Source organism: Holophaga foetida DSM 6591 (genome assembly GCF_000242615.2).
Classification (GTDB): domain Bacteria; phylum Acidobacteriota; class Holophagae; order Holophagales; family Holophagaceae; genus Holophaga; species Holophaga foetida.
The window spans coordinates 456,216-478,177 of sequence record NZ_KI912269.1 but is presented as its reverse complement, the minus strand read 5'-3'; the positions used below and the strand labels follow the sequence as shown (position 1 = coordinate 478,177).

At 62.3% G+C, this 21,962-nt stretch carries 18 protein-coding genes; 12 read left to right on the top strand and 6 right to left on the bottom strand.

The features are described from left to right. Nucleotides 1-373 precede the first annotated feature (373 nt). Nucleotides 374-1,264, top strand: a complete 891-nt coding sequence (locus HOLFODRAFT_RS0217560) for a LysR family transcriptional regulator (protein WP_005035145.1) — start codon at nucleotides 374-376, stop codon at nucleotides 1,262-1,264. Between the two features lie 283 nt (nucleotides 1,265-1,547). Here the strand turns inward: HOLFODRAFT_RS0217560 and HOLFODRAFT_RS22165 are convergent, their stop codons facing one another. Then, nucleotides 1,548-2,516, bottom strand: a complete 969-nt coding sequence (locus HOLFODRAFT_RS22165) for an alpha/beta hydrolase (RefSeq protein ID WP_005035148.1) — start codon at nucleotides 2,514-2,516, stop codon at nucleotides 1,548-1,550. Nucleotides 2,517-2,523: 7 nt separating this feature from the next. Further along, nucleotides 2,524-2,970 (bottom strand): hypothetical protein, encoded by a 447-nt coding sequence (locus HOLFODRAFT_RS0217550; RefSeq protein ID WP_005035150.1) that lies wholly within the window; start codon nucleotides 2,968-2,970, stop codon nucleotides 2,524-2,526. 180 nt (nucleotides 2,971-3,150) lie between these two features. On the opposite strand from HOLFODRAFT_RS0217550, the gene HOLFODRAFT_RS22160 reads away from it, so the two are divergent. Both HOLFODRAFT_RS22160 and HOLFODRAFT_RS0217540 read left to right on the top strand, forming a co-directional pair. Continuing rightward, a complete protein-coding gene (locus tag HOLFODRAFT_RS22160) occupies nucleotides 3,151-6,018 on the top strand; it encodes a DUF748 domain-containing protein (protein WP_005035153.1) in 2,868 nt (955 codons plus the stop codon). Between the two features lie 53 nt (nucleotides 6,019-6,071). Continuing rightward, nucleotides 6,072-7,979, top strand: a complete 1,908-nt coding sequence (locus HOLFODRAFT_RS0217540; RefSeq protein WP_158412986.1) for a PAS domain-containing protein — start codon at nucleotides 6,072-6,074, stop codon at nucleotides 7,977-7,979. On the opposite strand, the gene ettA is transcribed toward HOLFODRAFT_RS0217540, so the two are convergent. Beyond that, a complete protein-coding gene (ettA, locus tag HOLFODRAFT_RS0217535; RefSeq protein WP_005035159.1) occupies nucleotides 7,969-9,654 on the bottom strand; it encodes an energy-dependent translational throttle protein EttA in 1,686 nt (561 codons plus the stop codon). The genes HOLFODRAFT_RS0217540 and ettA overlap by 11 nt on opposite strands. A gap of 236 nt (nucleotides 9,655-9,890) precedes the next feature. Between ettA and HOLFODRAFT_RS0217530 the strand changes: the two genes are divergently transcribed. Further along, complete coding sequence (locus tag HOLFODRAFT_RS0217530) at nucleotides 9,891-10,583, top strand: DUF1638 domain-containing protein (protein WP_026939444.1); 693 nt, start codon at nucleotides 9,891-9,893, stop codon at nucleotides 10,581-10,583. A 1-nt stretch (nucleotide 10,584) separates the two neighbouring features. Here the strand turns inward: HOLFODRAFT_RS0217530 and HOLFODRAFT_RS0217525 are convergent, their stop codons facing one another. Further along, nucleotides 10,585-11,109, bottom strand: a complete 525-nt coding sequence (locus HOLFODRAFT_RS0217525; RefSeq protein WP_026939443.1) for a flavodoxin family protein — start codon at nucleotides 11,107-11,109, stop codon at nucleotides 10,585-10,587. A gap of 242 nt (nucleotides 11,110-11,351) precedes the next feature. Between HOLFODRAFT_RS0217525 and miaB the strand changes: the two genes are divergently transcribed. Both miaB and HOLFODRAFT_RS0217515 read left to right on the top strand, forming a co-directional pair. Next, nucleotides 11,352-12,656, top strand: coding sequence for a tRNA (N6-isopentenyl adenosine(37)-C2)-methylthiotransferase MiaB (gene miaB / locus HOLFODRAFT_RS0217520; protein WP_005035166.1), 1,305 nt, complete (start codon nucleotides 11,352-11,354; stop codon nucleotides 12,654-12,656). Nucleotides 12,657-12,716: 60 nt separating this feature from the next. Continuing rightward, nucleotides 12,717-12,968, top strand: a complete 252-nt coding sequence (locus HOLFODRAFT_RS0217515) for a hypothetical protein (RefSeq protein ID WP_005035168.1) — start codon at nucleotides 12,717-12,719, stop codon at nucleotides 12,966-12,968. Nucleotide 12,969: 1 nt separating this feature from the next. Here HOLFODRAFT_RS0217515 and HOLFODRAFT_RS22155 read toward each other — a convergent pair whose 3' ends face one another. Together HOLFODRAFT_RS22155 and HOLFODRAFT_RS0217505 are read right to left on the bottom strand one after the other, a co-directional pair. Then, nucleotides 12,970-13,734, bottom strand: coding sequence for a TorF family putative porin (locus HOLFODRAFT_RS22155; protein ID WP_005035170.1), 765 nt, complete (start codon nucleotides 13,732-13,734; stop codon nucleotides 12,970-12,972). A 35-nt stretch (nucleotides 13,735-13,769) separates the two neighbouring features. Further along, a complete protein-coding gene (locus HOLFODRAFT_RS0217505; RefSeq protein ID WP_005035171.1) occupies nucleotides 13,770-15,095 on the bottom strand; it encodes an MFS transporter in 1,326 nt (441 codons plus the stop codon). Between the two features lie 354 nt (nucleotides 15,096-15,449). On the opposite strand from HOLFODRAFT_RS0217505, the gene HOLFODRAFT_RS0217500 reads away from it, so the two are divergent. From HOLFODRAFT_RS0217500 to HOLFODRAFT_RS0217475, 6 genes are all read left to right on the top strand, one after another. Next, nucleotides 15,450-16,439: a helix-turn-helix transcriptional regulator gene (locus HOLFODRAFT_RS0217500; RefSeq protein ID WP_026939441.1), complete on the top strand. Its 990-nt coding sequence runs from the start codon at nucleotides 15,450-15,452 to the stop codon at nucleotides 16,437-16,439. An 89-nt stretch (nucleotides 16,440-16,528) separates the two neighbouring features. Then, nucleotides 16,529-18,190: an amidohydrolase gene (locus HOLFODRAFT_RS0217495; RefSeq protein WP_005035175.1), complete on the top strand. Its 1,662-nt coding sequence runs from the start codon at nucleotides 16,529-16,531 to the stop codon at nucleotides 18,188-18,190. A gap of 58 nt (nucleotides 18,191-18,248) precedes the next feature. Continuing rightward, a complete protein-coding gene (locus HOLFODRAFT_RS0217490) occupies nucleotides 18,249-18,830 on the top strand; it encodes a hypothetical protein (RefSeq protein WP_005035176.1) in 582 nt (193 codons plus the stop codon). 75 nt (nucleotides 18,831-18,905) lie between these two features. Continuing rightward, nucleotides 18,906-19,268, top strand: coding sequence for a hypothetical protein (locus tag HOLFODRAFT_RS0217485; protein WP_005035178.1), 363 nt, complete (start codon nucleotides 18,906-18,908; stop codon nucleotides 19,266-19,268). A gap of 205 nt (nucleotides 19,269-19,473) precedes the next feature. Continuing rightward, nucleotides 19,474-20,862: an IS66 family transposase gene (gene tnpC / locus HOLFODRAFT_RS0217480; RefSeq protein WP_005031572.1), complete on the top strand. Its 1,389-nt coding sequence runs from the start codon at nucleotides 19,474-19,476 to the stop codon at nucleotides 20,860-20,862. Between the two features lie 81 nt (nucleotides 20,863-20,943). Beyond that, on the top strand, nucleotides 20,944-21,960 hold the full coding sequence (locus HOLFODRAFT_RS0217475; RefSeq protein WP_005035179.1) for a substrate-binding domain-containing protein: 1,017 nt from the start codon (nucleotides 20,944-20,946) through the stop codon (nucleotides 21,958-21,960). The last annotated feature ends 2 nt before the right edge of the window (nucleotides 21,961-21,962 follow it).

Here is a 21,962-nt window from a genome sequence, read left to right as displayed (position 1 = left end):
GTAGTGGGTTGAGTGGCGGGCAGCTGTTTGACCGCGTTTAAGGGAGCAGAGAGGACTCCGCCCACCCGAGGGCGTGGGCGGAAAGGGCTGGCGATTCACCGCAATGCGAATTAAACAGGCGTTGGTGTAATTCGTTAAGCTGTTTATTCTGGCGGGGCGAATTCTTCAGTATTTATACTGAGCCTGATATGGGGTGAGTGCCGCGGTTTTTGGCCCGATCGGGACTCTCATTGAGGAACATGATGAGAGTAATTCAGCCATGAGATCACTGGAATCGAATTGATTTTCCTGTGGCGGGCAAAAAAATTGACCGTAAGCTTGCCCTGAGCCACGATGAGAAGTCATTGGAGCCCTTGGGTGGCCGGGAGGCGGGATGGACATCAGGCAGGTGAAGTGCTTTCTGGCGGTGGCCGAACACCTGAACTTCACCAAGGCCGGCAACCAGCTCTTCCTGACCCACTCCGCTGTGGGCTATCAGATCGCCGCCCTGGAGCGCGACATTGGGACCAAGCTGTTCGACCGCAACTCCCATGCGGTGCGTCTGACAGCGGCCGGTGAATACTTCCAGCCGCGCATTCGCAGGATCCTGGCGGACTACCAGGAAGCCATCGAGAAGACCCGGCAGGTCGGGATCGGCATCTCGGGCCGGGTCCGCCTGGGATTCCTGGGGGGACTCGAGGAGAAGTTCCTTCCCCTGTTCATCAAGCGATTCCGGAAGGCCCATCCGGAGGTGGAGGTTCAGCCCAGCCATTATCCCCTCGCCTCGATCCAGGAGAACCTGGCCAATGGAGGACTGGATATCGTCTTCACGCACACCTCGACCATCCGGGAACTCGCCGGGGTCTCCTTCGAGCCCCTCTTCGAGGCCCCTCTGGGCATCGTGGTGACCCGCGACCACCCCAAGGCCGCCAAGAAACGCCTGAAACTCATGGACCTGAAGAACGAGCCCTTCGTGCAGCTGTCCACCGAGATCGCCACCTCCATCGTGGAGTCCGACAACCGCCTGTTTTCCGGAGCGGGCTTCACCCCCACCGTCGTCCAGCTGGCCGGGGACTTCGGCGCGCTCTTCATGCTGGTGGAATCAGGGGTCGGCGTCACGATCCTTCCGCGGTACAAGGTGAACCTGAGCCAGCATCCCAACCTGAGGTTCATCCCGCTTCAGGACCCGGATGCGAGGATCGAGGGGTGCGTCGCCTGGAAAACCCGGACGGACAATCCCGTAGTCCCGGTATTCCTCAGGGCCCTTGGGGTCAGGTTTAAATAAATTATTTATTTTAGTGGAAAAGATGCGGTGGGGGTGGATCTTCCCGGCCAATGTGTCCTGGTCATGGGAATTTGGAAGTAAGTGGACAACAACTGTCTTCTGTTTGTTGTCCTTCCGCTTTTATCCTGGCCATCCTGCCTATCCTGTTGAGTTTTTTTGAACAGGATAGGCAGGATGGACAGGATGAAAAGATGGATTGTTTAGAGCTGCGAACCTGTTTCTCCTGAACCTGGCCAGATCGCCAAGCCTCCTGTCATCCGTTTTCCATCCCAGCTCATGTCTTTCATGCTCCACTTTGCCTGTGATCGGGTTCTTCGAGTGCCGCTCCCACTACGGCCTCGATGGCGATGGCCTTGGTCGTCATGTCGCTGTGGCCCACGCCGGGAATCAGGGTGACGGGGGTCGGGCTGCCGACTTGCCGGAAGATTTCGGCAAAGCCCTCGGGGCGGAAGACTTTGTCGGCGGCGCCCACCAGCACCTGCATGGGTTGGCGCGCGGCCCGGATGGCGCCGCGGTAGTTCCTCGGTGGGCGCAGGCTGATGGCCAGGTTGTAGGTGTAGGTGTGGGTCAGGTGGACTTTGGCGCGATCGCTGACGGCGAAGATCAGGACCGGCAGGTGGTTGAATCTCCCGATCCCCAGGGCGTTGAGCAGGTTCAGGCCCGCGATGCGCCAGGAGCCTGCGGAGACCCAGTCCCCGGTGTCCGTATGGCTTGCGGGGGTTCGCTCCCCCAGGAGGGGGGCCAGGAGCAGGTAGCGGTCGAAGAGGCGCTGGCGGCCACCGGAGGCGAAGCGCAGAGCGAAGCCTCCCCCGGCGGAGAAGCCAATGAGAATCCGCTGGCCCTGGGGCTTCTCGGCCTCCAGGAAGTCCTCCAGGTCATCCTCGGGCTGGCCTACGTAGTCGGCCTGTCCGGCTGGGCCCGAGTGGCCGTGCCCCCGGATATCCAGGGCGTGGACCTGGAAACCAGCGCCTGCCAGGGCCTGGGCCAGGGGGTGGACATTCTCGCTTCGGTTGGCGGAACCGTGGACGATGACCACCGAACGGCCATTGGGCTTGGCCGGACGGTAGGTGCGATAGGCCAGATCCCTGCCGTCCCTGGCCCGGAAATGCTGCAGCGGGGGCAGGGTGGAGACGTCCAGGCGCGGGAAGGGGTCGTAGACCCGCCGCTCCGGGGGGTGCTGTCCCGGGCCACCGAAGGCGATGGCTGCTGCGAGCGCCAGGAGAAGGGCCGCCGATAGCAGGAGGACCAGCATCCCTGACTTACTGGGCGGTGAGGGTGGGGGCTGTCTGGACCCTGGGGGTGGACTGGAATGCGTTCCGATTGAATGCGAGGAAGCCCGCCAGGAGCATCAGCAGGAGGGCCAGGAGGGCAGCTCCCCGCTTGTGGGCCGCCAGGGCCTTGGGGGCGAGCTCGGAGAGGACCAGGGCCAGGATGCCCAGGGGGAGCTTCATGTACATGGCCTTGGAGGCCAGGGGGCAGGTGCCACCCCTGAAGAGCACGACCAGCATGAGGATTCCCACCAGGGTCGCGATGCGCATGCCCCAGCGGACCTGCTTGGCCCAGAGGGCCGGGGCGAGCCCCTGGAACTCCGCCTGATCGGTCTCCAGCCCAGAGATCATCAGTGCGGCCACGGCCCCGCCCAGGGCGACGGCCAGGGCGACGAAGTGGAGCCATGTGAGCAGGTGAAGCAGGTCGAAGGTTGGCATGGGATTTCAAGCTCCTGGGATTTGTTTGACGGTGTCGGCCAAGCCCCCGGGGTTGAGCTCCGCCAGTTCCTAGCGTACCCGGAGAATGGACTTGTTCACCCTGATTACGCAGGTGATATCGATGGGGATGGGAACATGGTAGCCCTGGTTCTGGGGGCGCCAGAGGACTAAACTTCGGCCATGAGTCTCCAACGATGGCTTTCCCTTCCCCGCTGGACCCGTCGGCTTTCGATCGCAGTTGTCGCCGTCCTGGTCCTCTATGCCCTCCTGGGCTTCCTGTTGCTCCCTTTCCTGGTGAAGCGCGAGCTTCCCCCCAGGCTCTCCACCGCCCTCAAGCGGGAGGTGACCCTGCGCAAAGTGAAGGCCAACCCCTTCGCCCTCTCCCTCACCCTGGAGGGGCTGGAGGTAAAGGATCGGGATGGCCTGGCCTTCTTCGGGTGGGAGCGTCTCTACGTGAATCTCAAGCTCCGTAGCGTGCTGGGCAATCCCGCCTTCGACGACATTGATATCCTCAAGCCCCACGGCCGGGTGGTGATCGGCAAGGACGGAAAGCTGAACTTTGCCGATCTCCTGGAGACGCCCCAGGGGAAGGCTCCCGAGGCGGCTTCCGCCAAGCCCCTGGATCTGGCCATCGAGCACCTGAAGGTGGAGGGGGCCCGCTTCTCTTTCGAGGATCGCAGCTTGGCCCAGCCCTTCGCCACCACCCTGGGCCCCGTGGGTCTGGAACTGAAGCAGTTCCGCACGGTCCATGACAACCGCAATCCTTACGCCTTCCAGGGCCAGACCGGGGATGGCGAGCGTTTCGCCTGGGACGGAAGCTTCAGCCTGAACCCCCTGCGGAGCCAGGGGCGCTTTGTCCTGGAGAACCTGGACCTGCCCCACTACACACCCTACTTCGCGGATCGGGTGGCTTTCGATCTCAAGGGGGGACGGGCGGATCTCCAGGCCTACTACACCCTGGCTTGGTCCGAAGCCAAGCAGGAGGTGAAGATCGATAAGGGCGCCTTCAACCTGCGGGACCTCCAGATCGGTGAGCGGGGGGCCAAGGCCGCCTCCCTGGCCCTGCCTCTGCTTGAGCTGCGGGGGGCCCAGGCGGATCTGATGGCCTCCACGGCCGAGGTGGATTCGGTGCTGCTCAGGGGCATCAAGGTGCAGGCGCTCCGCCTGCCCAATGGGCAGATCGATCTGGTGAACCTGCTCACCCCCAAGCCCGCCAAGACGGAGGAGCCCTCCAAGCCCTTCCAGTTCCGCCTCAAGGAACTGGGGGTGGAAGGCCTCCAGGCCAGCTTCGAGGACCGGGTGCCCAAGCGCCCCGTGAAGGTGGAGGTCGCGGACCTCAGCCTGAAACTGAAGGACTTCACCCTGGAGCCGGACCACGCCTCCCAGCTCAGCCTAGCGCTGAAGCTCACGGATCAGGGGAGCCTCCAGGCCGAGGGGGAGCTGAAGCCCCTCAAGACCAGTGTGGACCTTACCCTCAAAGGGGATCGCTTCGAATTGAGCCCCTATGATCCCTACCTGGAGCCCTCCCTCCAGATGCGTCTCGTGAAGGGCCGCCTGGGCTTCGACGGGCGGGTGAAGGGCAGCTTCATCGGGAAGCCTTCGGATTCCATCAGCTACCAGGGCAATGTCTCCGTGGATGACCTGGAGACCGCCGATGCTGAGCGGCGCGAAACGTTCTACCGTCATCGCTCCCTGCGTCTCTCGGGGCTGGAATTCGTCTCCAATCCCCTTTCCATCAAGGCGAGGGGGCTGGATCTGAGGGGACCCCAGGTGCTCCTGGTGGTTGCGGCGGATGGCCGAAGCAACCTGGACCGGGCCATGGGCGCGCCCGCTGCGCCTCCTGCGCCGAGCCCGGCCAGGGCCACCGCGGCGGCCCCGGCTCCCAGGATTCTCCTCGCCAAGGTCACCCTGGGCGGGGGGCGCTTCTCCCTGCTGGATCGGAGCCTGCAGCCCAACGCTGTTCTCTCGATCACGGATCTGGAGGGCACCTATGTCGGCCTCTCCACGGAGCCCAATACCGCCTCCACGGTGGATTTCCGCGGGAAGGTGGGTGGCGTGGGGCCCATGACCCTCCAGGGGCGCGCCATGCCCCTTCGGCACGACAAGGATACCAATCTTAAATTAATAATTAATAATACGGAAATGACGGACGGCAGCCCGTACTCCGGCAAGTTCTTGGGCTACACCATCCGCAAGGGCAAGCTGGAGGTGGATACCCAGGTGAGCATCCAGCAGCGGAAGCTGGACATGCTGGCCAAGGTCAAGATGGACCAGTTCTTCCTTGGGGACAAGGTGGAGAGCCCCGACGCGGTGCATCTCCCGGTGAAGCTGGCCCTGGCCATCCTGCGGGACCGCCACGGGCTCATCAACCTGGAGCTGCCGGTGGACGGCAATCTGGATGATCCGGACTTCCACTACGGGAAGATCGTCTGGCGGGCCATCGTCAATATCTTCACCAAGCTGGCCACCTCACCCTTCAAGGCCCTGGGTGGCCTCTTCGGAGGGGGGGACAAGGATCTGAGCTTCGCGGAGTTCGAGGCTGGGAGTGCCACGCCGACCCCGGATTCCCAAAAGAAGGTCGAGATTCTCATCAAGGCCCTTCATGAACGGCCGGACCTGAACCTGGAGCTGGAAGGCGTGGCGAACCCAGCCGCGGATGGGGACGCCCTCCGCCGGGAGGCCCTGGAGGCCCGTTTGCGCCAAGTCAAGCTCAAGGCCCTGAGAGAGAAGAATCCCAGTCAGGAGGAGCAGCCCGTCGCCCCAGATGAACGCGAAAAATGGCTCAAGGCGGCCTTCCTCGCGGCCTTCCCTCCCGCCAAGGACAGCAAGGCCAAAGCGCCGGAGCCCGCCGAAATGGAACAGCGTCTGGCCGCCACCCTCACGGTGGATCCAGGACGCTACGTCCAGCTGGCGAATCAGCGGGCCAAGGCCACCCTGGCCCTCCTGCTGGCTGGGGCCCAGGTGGAACCGGGCAGGCTCTTTGAGGTCCGGGGCGGGGAGCGGGCCCAGAAGGAAGGGGGAAGCCGGGTCTATTTCGGCCTGAAGTAAGGATCGGTGAACACTTGCCGATGGGGAGGCAGACCCCTTCGGATGAGTTCCCCGTGACCTCTGCTATCCCCTTTCTTTCGGCTCTCCTCCAGCTTGCTGCGGCCATCCTGGCCCTGCGGCTCACGCGTCTGGCTCGGGGCAGCTGGGGGTGGGTATTCCTGGCTGCGGCCCTGTTGCTCATGGCGGTGCGTCGGGGGATGGCGGGGTGGGAGATCCTGGCCGCCCATCGGCTGGTGCCGATCTCAGAATGGGTCTCCCTGGCCATATCCTTCCTCATGGTGGTCGGCATGGTGGGGGTGGGGGGGCTTCTTAGGGCCGGGCGCCGCGCCGAGGCGGCCCTCATCGCCGCCGAATCCCGGGCCAGGGAGGAACAGGAGCGGATTGCCCGGCGAGAGATCCTGGCGCAGGAGATCCTGGAGCAGGGAGAGGCCGCCAGGAAGGCTGCGGAGCTGGGCTGCTGCCTGGCGCTCATGATCGAGTGCACGGATGTCTGGATCAGCGCCCTCGATATGGATGGGCGAGTCGTGATCTGGAACCGGGCCGCCGAGGACATTTCCGGGTATTCCCGGGAGGAGCTCCTGGGGCACAACGACTTCTGGGAGTGGCTCTATCCCGATTCAGGGGAGCGGGCGATATTGGCCTCCGAGGTGGATTCCCTCATTCGGCGGGGGGGGCAGCTTGCGGGGGTGGAGAGTACGCTGCGGAGGAAGGACGGAACCCATCGCAGGGTCTCCTGGTACATCTGCCCCGTGCTCGGGGTAGGGGGGGTGTTCTCGGGAACCTTCAGCATCGGTCACGATGTCACGGCGCTCCGGGGCTCCGGGGAGGATGTCCAGCGGATCCGGACCTTCCAGAACCTCATCCTGGACAACAGCGCCCTGGGCCTCGCCCTGGTGCGCAACCGGGTCCATACCTGGGCCAATCCCAGGGCTGCGGAGATTCTCGGGGTTCACCTCGGGGAGCTTGAGGGGCGGCCCACCCGGGACTCCTTCCCGGATGAGAAGAGCTACCAGGACTTCGGGACCCAGGCTTACGGTCTCCTGGCCCAGGGTGGCTATGCGGATATCCGGGTTCGCATGCGGCGCGGGAATGGCACCCCATTCTGGTGCCGCATGGTGGGCAGGGCCATGGATCCGGCGCACGTGCAGGAGGGCTCCGTGTGGATGATGGAGGACATCACTGCCCGGATGACTGTGGAATCAGCCCTTACGGAGAGTGAAGAGCGCTTCCGGGGGGCCTTCGAGGGCACCCTGGACGCCCTGCTCCTTCTGACGCCCAAGGGGATTTTTGATTGCAACTACCAAGCTCTTCGCCTCTTCGGTCTCGAAGACAAGTCGGAGATCCTCCAGCGGGGCCTGAAGGACCTGTGTCCTGTCCGCCAACCCGGAGGCGAAGCCTCGGGGGAGGCCTTGGGACACCACATCCAAAGTGCTCTGGTGGGTGAGACCGCGCGGTTCAACTGGACCTTCCGCCGCCGCGGGGCGGGGGATTTCGCGGCCGAGGTGTACATGAACTCCTTCCCCATGGGCAGACGGAAGGTGCTCCTTGCCTGTGTCCGACCGGCCCAGGTGATCGAATTGAAGAGCAGTGAGTCCAGTCAGGAGCTTGGGATGCGGGCCTTCCTGGACCTGAGTCCGGTGGCCACCATGATCGTCGATACCCAGGCCCACCGATTCGTGTACTGCAACCGCGCGGCCCTGACGATCCTGAGGTGCCGGATGGACGAGATCTACGGCCTGGGACCCGGGGACCTCTCCCCGATGTACCAGCCCGATGGCCGCCCCAGCAAGACCTTCTCTGACGAGATGAACGCCATCGCCATGCACGGTGGAAGCCACCGCTTCCGCCACGTCCACCGTAGCCCCCATCGGGAGGACTTCGCGGTGGATGTGACGCTGACGGCCCTTCAGCCCGGCTTCTCGCCCCTGCTGGTGGTGACCTGGTCGGAGCTTATCGGGTGAGCTTGCGGTACTTGATGCGGTGGGGTTCGAAGGGCTTGAGGCCCAGGACATCCTTGCGGTATTCCTCCCACTGGCTGTAGTTGCCGTCGAAGAAGTGGACCTGGCTGTCCCCCTCGAAGGCCAGGATGTGGGTGGCCAGGCGATCCAGGAACCAGCGGTCGTGGCTGATGACCACGGCGCTGCCCGCGAAGCCCTCGATGGCCTCTTCCAGGGCCCGCATGGTGTTCACGTCCAGGTCGTTGGTGGGCTCGTCGAAGAAGAGCAGGTTGGATTCACTCTTGAGGGTCAGGGCCAGGTTCAGGCGGTTCTGCTGGCCGCCCGAGAGTTCCTTCACCTTCTTCTGCTGGCTGTCGCCGGAGAAACCGAAGCGGGAGAGCCAGGCCCGGGCGTTGATCTGCTTGCCCCCCAGCTCGATCATCTCGTAGCCGCCGGAGAGGGCCTCGAAGACGGTCTTGTCGGGGTTGAGGCCCTGCCGGAGCTGATCCACATAGGCCATCTTCACGGTGTCGCCCAGGCGGATGGTGCCCGCATCGGGCTGTTCCTGGCCCGTGAGGAGCCGGACCAGGGTGGTCTTGCCGGCGCCGTTGGCACCGATGACGCCCAGGACGCCGCAGCGGGGGAGCTCGAAGTCCAGGTTCTCGAAGAGGACTTTGTCGCCGTAGGCCTTGGAGATGCCCTTGGCCTCGGCCACGATGTCGCCCAGTCGGGGGCCGCTGGGGATGTAGATCTCCAGCTCCTGCTCCTTCTGGCGGCCTTCTTCCCCGGCCAGACGCTCGTAGTTGGCGATGCGGTCCTTGCTCTTGGCGTGCTGCCCCTTGGGGGACATGCGGATCCACTCCAACTCCCGCTCCAGGGTCTTCTGGCGCTTGTTGTCGGACTTCTCTTCCTTCGCGAGTCGGGCCTGCTTCTGCTCCAGCCAGGAGGAGTAGTTGCCGCGCCAGGGGATGCCCTCGCCCCGGTCCAGCTCCAGGATCCACTCGGCCACATGGTCCAGGAAGTAGCGGTCGTGGGTGACGGCGATGACGGTGCCCGCATAGTCCTGGAGGTGCTTTTCCAGCCAGGCCACGGTTTCGGCATCCAGGTGGTTGGTGGGCTCGTCCAGCAGCAGGATGTCGGGCTTCTGGAGGAGGAGGCGGCAGAGGGCCACGCGGCGCCGTTCACCGCCGGAGAGCACGCCGATCTTGGCGTCCGGATCGGGGCAGCGCAGGGCGTCCATGGCCTGCTCCAGCTGGGTGTCCAGATCCCAGCAGTCGGCGGCGTCGATCTTGTCCTGGAGCTCACCCTGGCGGGCCAGGAGCTTGTCGTAGTCGGCGTCGGGGTCCGCGAAGGCCTCCCCGATCTCGTTGTATTCCTTGAGCCAGCCCACCTTCTCGGCGGCACCCTCCTCCACGATCTCCCGGACGGTCTTGTTCTCGTCCAGCTTGGGCTCCTGCTCCAGCATCCCGGTGGTGTAGCCCTTGCTGAGGACGGCCTCGCCGTTGAAGTCGTGGTCGACCCCCGCCATGATCCGCAGCACTGTGGACTTGCCGGAGCCATTGAGGCCCAGGACGCCGATCTTGGCCCCGTGGAAGTAAGAAAGGGAGATGTCCTTGATGACGGGCTTGCCGTTGTAATACTTCGACACCCGCATCATCGAGTAGATGATGGTCGGTTCCTCGTTGGGATTCTTGGCCATGCGGATCCTCGGAAAGCCTTATCTTACCTTGCCTGGATGAAAGGTCCTGGTTCTGACTCAACAGAAGCAAAAAAAGCATTTAGCCAGGATGAAGGGGATGAAAGGGATACAGGAACAAGGGATAAGGCTCGGTCAACCAAGGGGCGCAAGCGCCAGGGCGCCGATCATTCAGACCAGAGGCTTTTCATCCCCCTGTGTCCATCCGCTATCCTGGGATCTCGCCTCTGGGGGTCTGTGTGAATACCGTGATCATCGCCTGCAATGTGATCAAGGAAGAGCTGAACAAGGCCATGGCGGATACCGGGTGCACCCACTCGGTACAGCTGGTGGACACCCAGGAGACCCATGTCTGGCCGGACAAGCTGAAGGTTCAGCTTCAGGAGGTCTTCGATGGCCTCCAGGGCGTGGATCGCGTTCTCCTGGGCTTCGGCTATTGCGGGAACGCGCTCCTTGGGCTTCACACCCGGAACTTCGAGCTCATCTTTCCTAAGGTGGACGACTGCATCAGCCTGCTGCTGGGCTCCTGCGCCCGTCGGAAGGAAGTGGCCCAGGAGGCCCAAAGCTACTTCATGACCAAGGGCTGGGCGGACTCCCCCATGAACATCTGGGAGTCCTACCAGAAGGAGCGTCCCCGCCTGGTCGCCCGTTGGGGCGAGGAGCGGGCCGAGCGTCTGCTCCGGACGACCCTCATCCCCGAGCACTACAAGCGTCTGGTGCTCATCGATACCGGGGCCTTCAGTCTGGAGGAGGTCCAGCCCAAGACCGAGGCCATGGCCCAGGGCCTGAGCCTCCGTCACGAGGTCATTCCCGGGACCACCGGCTATCTGCGCCGTCTCCTTCAGGGCCCCTGGGAAGAGGGCTTTGTCCGGATCGGCCCGGGGAAGACGGTGCTCTTCGAACACGTAGTGGGGGAGCCGATCCGGCAGTAGCTCAGTCCGGCCCCATGGTGATGGTTCCGGCTCTCCGCTGAATCTCCTGGGCGATCCGGGGCCGCAGGAAGGGCAGGTGGCGGGCCAGCCGGACCAGGGCGGGCACCTTAATGAAGGGCTTCCCGGCTGCCCGGGCCGTGGAGGGGCGGATTCGGCCCTGGGTCACCAGATCCCGTCCCGCCGTTTCGAAGCTTTCCAGGATGGCCTCGGCCCGTTGCTTCTCCGCCGGGTCATCCCCCTGGAGGGCCTTGGTCCAGGCGGCGGCACTCCTGCGTTCGAGGTGGCCGACCTGGTCCTTGTCCTCGTAGATGCACTGGAAGCTTCCGCTCCGCTGGCACTGGTTGCAGGCCCGGCAGGGCTCGATCCGGAGCTCGGCCAGCTGGACCGGGTCCCAGGTGCCGCCCGCCCCCCGGACACCCGCCCCCATCCGCTCCAGGAGCCGGTGAGTGGCACCCCTGGAACCTCGATGGCTGCCATTGATGGCGCAGACAAGCATCTTCATCTCCCTGTGGATCGAATTCAACATGCGTTGAATCCATCCCTCTGTCAAGTCTGCTCAAATAAGCCAAGGCTCCGGTCGACGGCTCCCTGGATGGTCCGCCCCGGATGTCGAGGCGGGGCTCGGCCCGCTGCAGGGCGGGAACCCAGACCTTGTATTGGGAATGGAGGACGGCCAGCTTGCGCATGGAGAGAGTGTCCTCCGGGCCGGAAGGTAATACAATCAAGGGTTGGGCCCCATGGTTTGGGTTTGGATTGGATAAATTATTTATGAAATTCTTCATCGAGACCTGGGGCTGCCAAATGAACGACCACGACAGCGAAAAGCTGTCGGGCATGCTGGACAAGCAGGGCTTTGCCCCGGCGGCCTCCCAGGAGGAGGCGGATCTGGTGATCCTCAATACCTGTTCCATCCGGGAGAAGGCCGTCCACAAGGTCTATTCCGTGCTGGGGCGCCTGCGGGAAGAGAAACTGCAGCGGCCACTCATCGTCGGGGTGGCGGGCTGTCTGGCCCAGCAGGAGAAGGACGCCCTTTTCAAGCGGGCTCCGCACATCGACTTCGTGCTCGGTACCATGGCCATCCAGCAGTTGCCCCGGCTGGTGGAGGAGGCCCGCGCCCGCCACAAGCGGGTGATCGACACCCAGCAGTACCCGGACAATCATCTCTTCCCCCCCGAGGTCACCCAGCGCCGGGATACGGCCAAAGCCCTGGTGACCATCATCGAGGGCTGCAACCACGCCTGCACCTACTGCGTGGTGCCCACCACCCGGGGGCCCGAGCGGCACCGCCCCTATGAGGATGTTCTCGCCGAGGTCCGCCAACTGGTGAAGGACGGCTACCGGGAGGTGGAGTTCCTGGGGCAGAACGTCAACAGCTACCAGGGCGGATGCAACTTCGCGGAACTGCTGGACCGGGCCTCCGAGATCGATGGTCTGGAATGGATCCGCTTCACCACCAGCCATCCCATGAACTTCACCCGGGAGCTAGCCCAGACCCTGGTCAGCAATCCCAAGATCGCCCCCTTCCTCCACCTGCCCATCCAGAGCGGCAGCGACGCCGTGCTCCGGCGCATGGGCCGCCACTACACCGTCGATCAGTACCTGGAACGCCTGGGCTACCTGGGGGAGGGCCGCTCCCGCTTCTCCCTCTCCACGGACTTCATCGTGGGATTCCCCGGCGAGACCGATGAGGACTTCGAAGGCACCCTGCGGGTGCTGGAAACCGTGAAATACGACACCTCCTTCAGCTTCGTCTACAGCCCCCGCCCCGGCACCCCGGCCCTGAAAATGAAGGATGATCTGAGCCCCGAAATCAAGTCCGAGCGTTTGTCCCGGCTCCAGGCCCGGCAGACGGAGCTGACCCTGACCAGCAACCGGGCCCTGGTGGGCCAGACCCTGGAGGCCCGCATCGAGAGCCACGGCCCCACGGGACAGGGGCTCTGGCTGGCCCGCACGGCCCAGTGGCGCAACGTCCACCTGAAAACCGGCGAGGGCCGTCAGCTGCCCTTCGGTGAGACGGTGCGGGTGAAGATCACCGAGGCGGGGCCCCACTTCCTGAGGGCAGAGCTGGATTGAATCCAGGGCCTTCCCGCGGCACATGAAGACAGTCGTGTCTCTTTCTGCTGCAGGTTGTCCATGATGCCCATTCCCGTCAGCCCACCCCCAGCCCAGGTCCAGGTCTGCGGACCCCAGGTCCCCCGACTCAAGGGGAGGGTTGCGATTGCCGCCGCCTTCTCCTTCTTCAACGGGCGGTTGACCCTTCTCAGGGGCCAATCGCCGGTGAACGGCCTCGGTGTTGTCGCCCCTGGCTGGCTTGACCCCACACTGGGGTCCTCCAATGCCAACGCTGCGACCAGGCTCTATAGCATGGTGGGCTTCGGGTTCTAGGCTAGAACCCTTTGGTGATGCCCAGAGCTACCTGGCGTCCACCCGTATCCCTGCCAAATGCATTGGTGTAGTAAGCATCCTTGGTGGTCGCATAGGTGCAGGTTGCGCTGATGGTGCACTCCCGCATCAGTGCCTTGGATATCGCGATTCTGTAGTCGTTGTAGGAAAGGGCGTGGGAGAGCGTGGAATACTTCTGGCGCCCGGCGTGGATGGCGAGGGTGATGCCCCTGGGGAGGACGAAGCTCGCGCCTGCCTCGTAATACCGGGAGTGCTTCGCATCGGCGACCCCGGCGGCATCCCTGCTCACTGCATGGTTGTATTTCACGGTGAAGGTCTTGTAACTGATGGCTGCATAGGCTTCGGTGGTGTGAGGCTTCACCGCTTCGGTTGAGTAGGTGCCAGGGTAGTAGGCTTCGAATAAGCCTATGTCCAGGCTGAGATTCTGACTGATCCCGCCTCGGTAGCCAAGGAACGCATCCGTTTCAAGGCAGGTGCTGCTGGCCGACGCATTGCCGACGGTATCCGTGTACCAGGAAATATTGGAGGCCCAGAATCCCGCGTAGAAACCGCTCTTGTGCGAGTAGTCGAGACCTGCCTGGACAGCCGGCTTTCCATTGGTCTGGGTGATTCCGCGGAAGACATACTGGGATACGAGGCTCGCATTCCCGGAAAAGGTGTGGGCGGATGTTGCTTTCGTGTCTGCCCCGTGCGCCAGCGTGGTGGCAGCCGCGGAGATGGTGAGAAGGATCGGAATCGTCTGCTTCATCATTTCCTCTAACAGAAGTGGATCGCTTTTTTGGGTCAGTTCCTGTCCAGCACCGGTTCATCCTTCGGGCGGACGCCGGTCAGGAGCCCTGACGCGGGTCCTGTCTCCCGGATCCTAATGGCGCATACGAATGCGATGATGTTGGTAAAGCCGAAGATGAGCATGCTGTTGGCGACCCCGGAGACGTGGTTCCGCACGGGGTCAACCGCGCTGGAGAGGCTCATGAAGGCATTGGTCATCCACCCGCCACAGACCGGCGCGATGAAACCGAATGCGAAGCCGAAGGAGGTGATCAGGGAGAATGCCGCCCCGACCCGGGTGGGGTTCATGTCTTCCAGTTCGGTCGGGACGATATAGACGCCCGGTGTCCAGAGGCTGTTGCCGATACCGAAGGCCATGACGCTGGGGATGATCAGCGCTGGCGAGGTGAAGCTTCCGAGCCAGATGCCGACAATGGCGATGAACTTGACCGCTTGTGCTATGGCTATGCAGGGCTTTCTGCGTCCCGTCTTCGCCATGATGGCGCCCCCCGCTGCGCCTCCGAGAATGCCGACCGCCGAAAATGCGATGGCTGACCAAAGGCCTGCCGACAGTTCCGGCATTCCGACCGCTTCCATCAGGTAGGTGGGCAGAACGATGCTTATGTAGGCGTAACACATGAAGTCGCAGGCGAACATGGTGCAGAGGAGCTTGATGTCTCGGCGCCTCCAGAGGCTGGAGTAGAGCCTATGCTCCTTGACGCCGCTGGTGGGGACGGGGGCAGGGCCTTCACCCTTTCCCGCCCGCCTGATGAGCATCCAGGCGGCCATGACGATTAGGCTCATCAAGCCCCAGATCCCGAAGGTCCACTTCATGGAGTTCCCGAGAACACGATGCAGGGGGGCAATGCAGCTGAATCCTATGACTGCTCCCACAAACGGGAAGAGTCCGTTCACGGTGTTCATGATTTCACGGCCCCTGGGCGAGTACCACTTCATGATGGCGGATCCGATGAACGGAATCCCCAGGCCGAAGCCAATTCCGTAGAGCATGCGTCCGAGGAGGAAGATGTAGTAGTTGACTGCCACGAAATTCGTCAGCATGCCTGTGGTGAGGGCGGCCATGGTCCAGGTGAACAGCCCCTCGGTCCCGATTTTCTGCTCGATCAAGGTCCCCGCGATGCTGGCAAGTATGACCATGGGGAATATGATAGATACAGACAGGTTTAGCAATGCATCATTGTTGTTTATTCCGAAGTTCGCTCCGATGGTCATCAGCAGGGGCGATGGAGAAACTTGGTTGATGTAGGCCAGAAGTATTCCGAGTATTATAATGCCAGACATGATAATGCTTTGCTTTTGTTGTAAGCTTTTTTGGGTCATGGTGCTACCTTTTTAAAAACAAATGACACTCGATATCCAAACAAGTGGATAAAAAGAACGTGATGTGTCGGGTTAAGCTGCAGTCAGCCGGAGGGTAGTATGGGAATGGGCGATGCACCTCTCCAACCCCCATTTGGGGGGTGTCCTGATGGCGGGGGCTGGGTAGTGTAATTACACTTCCGTCTGCAATCTGATTTATGGGGGTATGCTCCCGTGGCCGCTCGTTCCAAACGTGTACGAACCTGGGCTGAAGACCCCAGTCGCATCTGCGATTTGATATACAAGCTCCACCGCTCGTCCTCCGATCCGGCGGCCTGGCCGGAGGCGTTGGAGGATCTCAGTGCGGCGGTCCGGATGCATTCCGTTTCTCTGGAGTGGTGCCGTATCGAGGGGGGGCGGCTCCATCCCTTCCGGAGCGTGGTGAACCTGGGCGGGCTGGAGTGCCATCAGCGTTACGTTTCCGAGATTACCGATTCCCTGAACCCCCGTTATGGGGCTGAACATCTTTCCAATCTCGGGCGGGTGGTGCAGGACAAGGACCTGATGGTTGATGGGGGCGAACTGCAGCGATTCCGGAGGGCTCTGTCGGGTCTGGGACTCGGTTTCTTTGTGGGAGCGCTTTGGCAGATTGCGACGGGGGAATTCCTGGCCCTGGCGATGCATCGCAAGCTGGAACTGGGGGAGCAGTGGGGGGAGGCCGAGCAGGGCGTGCTGGGTGAGGTGCTACGCCATCTCCAGCAGGCCACCTCCATTGCCCATTCCCTCCAATTGGCGAACGAACCGAGGTTTGATGCCGCCCTGATGGACCTCATACCCCAGGGGATATGCCTGTGCGGCGCTTCGGGTGAGGTGTGCCTCAGCAATCGTGCCGCGCGGGAGCTCCTGGCTTCCGGAAGGCCTCTGCGGATTGTTGACGGATGCCTCCGCGTCCCGCCCCGGGTGGACGGCGGGAAGCTCAGCGCCGCCCTGGCGCGGAGGAGTCCTTCCTACTTCTCCCTGGGGGATGAGTTCGGCGAGGGCAGCCTCCAGGTAAGCGTGCATCCCTTCGAGGGTGAGACGCTCCGCTACCTGCTCCTTATGACCCGGGCAGGGCAGGTCCCCACCCTGCCTGTCCATGCCTTCACGGATCTCTTCCATTTGACGCCAGCCGAATCCAGGCTGGTGGCTGCGCTCTGCCAGGGGCACTCCCTGTCCGATTATGCGGACATGCGGGGGCTCTCCATCGATACCGTCCGAAGCCAGGTCAAAGAGGTGTTCGGGAAGACACAAACCAGCCGCCAGGCTGAGTTGGTGAGTCTCATCCTCGGTTCGGTTATCTCACATAACTGGGGACTCGCTCGCTGATTTTAATCCTCATTCACCCCCCATATGGGGGTTGGGAAGGGTGGATATCCATTTCTAAACTGTCCGCACATCTCTCAAGGAGGACAGGCATGTTGGACCGCAATGCGGACCTCGTTGTATTCAACGAGGCCATATACACGCTCGACCCGGATAATCCTTGGGTGGAGGCTTTCGCCGTGAAGGACGGCAGATACTGTGCCGTGGGAAGCCGTTCCGAGGTGAAGGCCATGATCGGGGCCGACACCCGGGTTGTGGAAATGCGGGGGGGCATGATCATGCCCGGCATCAACGATGCCCATGCCCACCCCCTCGACGGCGGGTACGAGGATCTCTTCCTGTGCAATTTTTCCCCCACCGCGAGTTTCCACGAGATCCTCCACCACGTGGCGGAAGCGGCGAGGAAGGCCGAGCCGGGTGACTGGATCATCGGCGGGTCCTGGGGCGACCAGAACATGGAGGTCATGTCCAGCGAGGCCGGACGGCAGGCCCTGGACCGGGTAAGCAATGGCCATCCGGTTTTCCTGAGGGACATCAGCTATCACAACCGGTTTGTGAACTCCGTGGTGCTGCAGATGGTGGGGATTGACCGGAACTCGGAGGCGCCCCTCGGATGCGTCTTCGTGAAAGATCCCTCGACCGGTGAGCCCACGGGATTGCTGAAGGAGTTTGGGGCCTTCACGCCCATCGAAGCGAGGATGCCCCCCCGGCTCCGCGAGCGTCTGGACAAGGCGGCAGGTTATATTGTGGCTCGGCTGAATTCCCTGGGCGTCACAGGGATCCAGGACGCGTACGGTTCAGAGGGCATCATGCAGGTCTGGTCCGACCTGGACCGCCAACAGGGGCTCCCCCTCTGGCTTGTGGGGAGCATCCCCGCCATGCCTTTCTTTCCGGGGGATCGGGCCGGGATGGAACTCATCAGCGAGCGGGAGAAGTTCCGCACGCCCAGGGTTTTTCCGCATTTCGTCAAGTTCTTCCTGGACGGTGTGCCGCCCGCCAGGACCGCTAAGATGCTTGCGCCCTATCTGCCGGAAGGCGGGGAAGGGAATGGGGCTCCCTTCCACGGGGAAGCCTATTTCGAAGCAGACCCATTGGCTGAGGCGATGTGCCCCTACGATCAGATGGGACTGCCGATCATGATCCACACCACTGGGGATGGGGCGGTTCGCATCGCCCTGGATGCCATCGAGAAGGTGCGTAGCGCCAATGGCGATGAGGGGCCCCGGCATGTGCTCGCCCACTGTTCAATTGTGGATCCGGCAGACTACCCGCGATTCCGGAAACTTAACGTCGCTGTGAACTTGTCACCCATGCTCTGGTTCCCCACGGGGCTCTGGCTGGGCAGCTTTCCTGCGATCGGTCCAGATCGCTGCCACAACCAGTGGTTGAGGAACAAGGACTTCGTGGAGGCTGGCGCCCTGGTTTCGAGCGGTTCCGATTGGCCTGCGGGGCAGACCCATGCGAATCCCTGGATCGGCATCGAGGGGATGCTGACCCGGCGGGACCCGCTCGGCATGATTCCAGGTGAGCTTGGTTTGGATCAGGCGCTGGACCTGGAGACGGTACTTGCGATCTACACGATCAACAGTGCGAAGGCGATGGGCATTGATGAGGTTACGGGTTCCATGGTGAAGGGCAAGTCCGCGGACTTCATCGTTCTGGATAACAATCTCTTCGAAATTCCTGTCGATAAGATCCATCAAACACAGGTCAGGGGCACTTATTTCCAAGGCAAGTCCGTGTTTTCGTGTTGAATTCATAATTGGTAGGTATTTATCAACTCAAAAATAAGAGTTGTAAGGAGGATTTGAAATGGACAAGAAGTTCGTGCTGGTCATTTCTGTGGTGGTTGTGGCGGTGCTGACGGGGTATTCCGCTGGATGGGTCACCCTCTTTGGGTTCCCGCCGACTTCCCCATACTTCGGATTGAGCTGGTGCTATCTGTGGGCTGTCACGGTGTGTGTGGCCCAGCAGAGCTCCTTCAAGACCATGGTCCGGGATATTGCGAGCGCAGCCTGTGGTCTCGTGTACGGCTATCTGACCTATGTGGTCATGGGGCTTCTCATGGCTGGCGGAGTCCCCCCGAAAGCCACCTTTATCCTCGGCAATGGCATTGTCGTCTTTGTCATGTGCTTGCTGCACATGTATTTCCTAGGGAAGACGGTCTTTTCCAACATGCCGATGCTGCTCGCTACCTATGCGATCTGGTTTGTCCTGAAGTCCCCGGTTCCCGGTAGTCCGAACAACATGTGGCTGGTCGGCTGCCTGATCTTCCTGGCGGGGATGGTGTGCTCCAGTCTGATCACTGCGATCGCCTTCTCTGTATACGGGAAGCTCTTCGGCGGGCTTCCGATCCCCCCTCCTGCCGCTGACCGGGTGCCTGAATCTCACTGAAGTCTCATTACAGTGGCCTCGTTGCCGGGCGCGGCTGCTGGCTTTCAAATTCCCGGCTGATCCATGGGAGGCATCATGTCTGATCGTGTGCAGGTCATCCAGCACAAGGGGGTCAAAATTGTCGTTAGCGACTGCAGGGGTTACAAGCCCGAACAATACTGCGCCCAGATGAAAGACGTGCAGCGGGCCTTGATAGGTGGAAATATCGGTCTCCTCTTCCAGGACTTGACCGATACCGTGGCGAATGAAGAGGCCAAGAATGCCGCCAAGGCCTGTGAAGAGGCTGTTTCCAAAGCGCGGGGCAAAAAGACTTTCTCCGCAATGATCGGCGTCACGGGAATCCAGAAGATCATTGCCAATGCGGTTGAGAAAGGTCAATACTTCGCATCCAGTCGTGAGGATGCTCTGGATTGGCTGGTGGCCAGGTCCACAGAGTAGCCTCGTTTCCTTCCCGGAGAATCTGCTGCGCTGCTGTTTGGGGGAAAGTGAGGGGCAGAGTGGGGGATTCTCCGGGATCCATCGATTTGTTAATAATAAAATATTTTGTAAGCGTTCAGCCCCCGCAGGGGGATGGACGCTTACAAATTCAGTCCATATGAGCCATTAGGTTGTACTTTTCGTTCAGGGTGGCCATGCTCATGGAATGAGCGAGAACGAGCGTCAGCTGATCTCTGAAAACCAGGCCCTAAAGGCAATGGTGGAACAGCTTTTGGGGCGCGTGGCGGATCTGGAGGCGCGCATCACCCAGAACTCCGGCAACAGCTCCAAGCCCCCCAGTTCGGACATGGGTAGGAAGCGCAAGCCACCGGTAGATCCGAGTGGACGGAAGCGCGGCGGTCAGCCGGGTCACGCCGGAAAGACCCGGGAGCAGGTTCCGCCCGAGGAGGTGGATGAGGTGAAGGACGCCGATCCCGAGGCCTGCGAGCGTTGCGGGGAATCCCTGGAGCAGGCCCCCCGGCGGGATGCCATCATCCGGCAGTTCTGCGAGTCGCCAGCGTTCCGGGCCTTCATCACGGAGCTGAGGCAGTGGTCCAAAGCTTGCCCCCGGTGCGGGCATGTCACCCGCGCGGCTGCGCCGGTGGGGACCCCAAAGGGTGCTTTCGGCCCCCGTCTCCAGGCGCTCACCGGGGTGCTCTCGGGGCGCTTCCGGCTGACCAAGCGGGAGATCATGGTGATGCACCGATCCGTCTTTGGCGTGCGGATGTCCCTGGGTTCCGTGGCGGCCTGCTGCAAGTCGGTGAGCGAGGCTGTGGCCCCGACTGCCAGAGCGATCCACGAAGAGGTGAAGGCCTCCCCAGTGGTGCACGCCGATGAAACGGGGTTCGGTCGCTGCGGAGAGGATCGGATGTGGCTCTGGGTCGCCGCAACGGCGGAGGCCGAAGCCTTCCGACTTCTGCCAGGACGGGGCCAAGCGCAGGCCAAGGACATCCTCGGCGAGGACTACCCGGGCATCATCCAGCGCGACCGATGGAAGCCCTACGAGAAGTTCCTCAAGGCCAAGCACCAGCTCTGCCACAGCCACATTCGACGTGACGTGCAGGGGATGTTGGAGAGCAAGGGTGAGACGGGAACCCAGGGCTGCATGCTGAAGCTGGCCAGCGACAAGGCTTTCCATCTGTGGCACCAGTGTGAGCAAGAGGAAATCAGTCGGGAGGAACTGGCCAAGGGGACACAGTCGATCCAGGCGGAGATGCGGGAGCGGTTCGAGATCCTGGCGAAGCACCCCGATACCACCAAGAAAGCACGGGGGACAGCCAACGATCTGCTCCGGCAATGGGATCGACTCTGGACCTACCTGACCCATGAAGGGGTGGTGCCGACCAACAATGAAGCCGAGAGGGCGATCCGCAAGGCGGTGCTGTGGCGGAAGGTGAGCCTGGGGGTGGAGAGCGAGCATGGCGCCCGCTTTGTGGAGCGCATGCTGACCCTGGCAGGCACGGCCCGGAAGCGCGGCGTGGACCTGCTGGAGTGGCTGACTCAGGCCATGAAGGCCAGCCTCGTCGGAATCGCCGCACCGGATTTCACAGCCTGATGCGGTCCCCGTGGAATCAGAAACCCCCTCCATGCGGAGGGGGCTGAACGGCTACAATATTTTTAATATTGTGGAGGGGGCATGCCTAGCGGTGACTCTCTGAAGTGGGTACCCGGGTGGTGTGGGCGCATGCTGTCTGCGGCGTTTCGCATGGTGCTCGTGGCGTTATTCCTGCTCGTCTGCTCTACTTCGTCCGCTCAGTCTCCGGCGGCCACGCATCTGGTTGCAGAAGGGGGCGAATGCCTCATGTACTCCATGGCCCTGTGGGGAGACGCGTTAAGGGCGAGGGCGCCGGAATTCAGCCTGGAAGTCCGGACAGGGGGCGAAGCCAAGGCCATGCGTGATCTGGGGGAAGGAACCGTCCAGATGGCCATGCTGGCGCGGGATGCCACCGCTGATGAACTCGGCTTTTTCCGGAACCGATGGGGGTATCTGCCCACCCGGATTGCGCTTGCCATGGATGCACTGGTCCTTGCGGTCCATCGGGACAATCCCATCCAGGCGATCCATGTGGAGGAAGCCGATGCGATCTATTCCGAGGACCGGACCATGGGATGGCCCAGGGATATCCTGAAGTGGGGGGATCTGGAGGGCTGCGGTGCAAAATGGGCTCAACGCCCCATCACCCGGTACGGCAGAACCCTCGATTCGAGTGTGACGGGGCTTGTCCTCATGTACTTCCCGGAGCAGAAGATCCTCAGGATGCCCATCCAGCTCCTTCCGGACGGCATGGCCATGGCCGAGACCCTGGCCGCAGACCCCAATGGCATCTGTGCGGCCAATCTGGTGGAGAACTTCGCGTCCATCAAGTTCCTTGCCATGTATCCGGCCGGCTCCAGGACCGCTGTGTTTCCCACCCAGGAGGCGGTCTCCTCCGGCGAATATCCCTATTCGCGCAATCTGTATGTGTATGTCAATAAACCCCCCAGGCGGGATATGGATCCTCTGCTGAAGCAATTCCTGTCCTTCGCCCTTTCCCGGGAAGGTCAAGAAGTCGTGAAGGCCGTCGGCCAGGCCCCTCTTGGGAGAGACCTGAGAATTCTCAATCTCACAAAGCTTTCCAAATCCTCTGTGAGTGATCTGCTGAGGGTTCGATGAGA

What these genes read in the sequence shown, in the direction of transcription:
- HOLFODRAFT_RS0217560 (WP_005035145.1), top strand. Translation starts at nt 374, where the DNA reads ATGGACATCAGGCAGGTGAAGTGCTTTCTGGCGGTGGCCGAACACCTG.
- HOLFODRAFT_RS22165 (WP_005035148.1), bottom strand. Translation starts at nt 2,516, where the DNA reads ATGCTGGTCCTCCTGCTATCGGCGGCCCTTCTCCTGGCGCTCGCAGCA.
- HOLFODRAFT_RS0217550 (WP_005035150.1), bottom strand. Translation starts at nt 2,970, where the DNA reads ATGCCAACCTTCGACCTGCTTCACCTGCTCACATGGCTCCACTTCGTC.
- HOLFODRAFT_RS22160 (WP_005035153.1), top strand. Translation starts at nt 3,151, where the DNA reads ATGAGTCTCCAACGATGGCTTTCCCTTCCCCGCTGGACCCGTCGGCTT.
- ettA (WP_005035159.1), bottom strand. Translation starts at nt 9,654, where the DNA reads ATGGCCAAGAATCCCAACGAGGAACCGACCATCATCTACTCGATGATG.
- HOLFODRAFT_RS0217525 (WP_026939443.1), bottom strand. Translation starts at nt 11,109, where the DNA reads ATGTTGAATTCGATCCACAGGGAGATGAAGATGCTTGTCTGCGCCATC.
- miaB (WP_005035166.1), top strand. Translation starts at nt 11,352, where the DNA reads ATGAAATTCTTCATCGAGACCTGGGGCTGCCAAATGAACGACCACGAC.
- HOLFODRAFT_RS0217515 (WP_005035168.1), top strand. Translation starts at nt 12,717, where the DNA reads ATGATGCCCATTCCCGTCAGCCCACCCCCAGCCCAGGTCCAGGTCTGC.
- HOLFODRAFT_RS22155 (WP_005035170.1), bottom strand. Translation starts at nt 13,734, where the DNA reads ATGAAGCAGACGATTCCGATCCTTCTCACCATCTCCGCGGCTGCCACC.
- HOLFODRAFT_RS0217505 (WP_005035171.1), bottom strand. Translation starts at nt 15,095, where the DNA reads ATGACCCAAAAAAGCTTACAACAAAAGCAAAGCATTATCATGTCTGGC.
- HOLFODRAFT_RS0217500 (WP_026939441.1), top strand. Translation starts at nt 15,450, where the DNA reads ATGCATTCCGTTTCTCTGGAGTGGTGCCGTATCGAGGGGGGGCGGCTC.
- HOLFODRAFT_RS0217495 (WP_005035175.1), top strand. Translation starts at nt 16,529, where the DNA reads ATGTTGGACCGCAATGCGGACCTCGTTGTATTCAACGAGGCCATATAC.
- HOLFODRAFT_RS0217490 (WP_005035176.1), top strand. Translation starts at nt 18,249, where the DNA reads ATGGACAAGAAGTTCGTGCTGGTCATTTCTGTGGTGGTTGTGGCGGTG.
- HOLFODRAFT_RS0217485 (WP_005035178.1), top strand. Translation starts at nt 18,906, where the DNA reads ATGTCTGATCGTGTGCAGGTCATCCAGCACAAGGGGGTCAAAATTGTC.
- tnpC (WP_005031572.1), top strand. Translation starts at nt 19,474, where the DNA reads ATGAGCGAGAACGAGCGTCAGCTGATCTCTGAAAACCAGGCCCTAAAG.
- HOLFODRAFT_RS0217475 (WP_005035179.1), top strand. Translation starts at nt 20,944, where the DNA reads ATGCCTAGCGGTGACTCTCTGAAGTGGGTACCCGGGTGGTGTGGGCGC.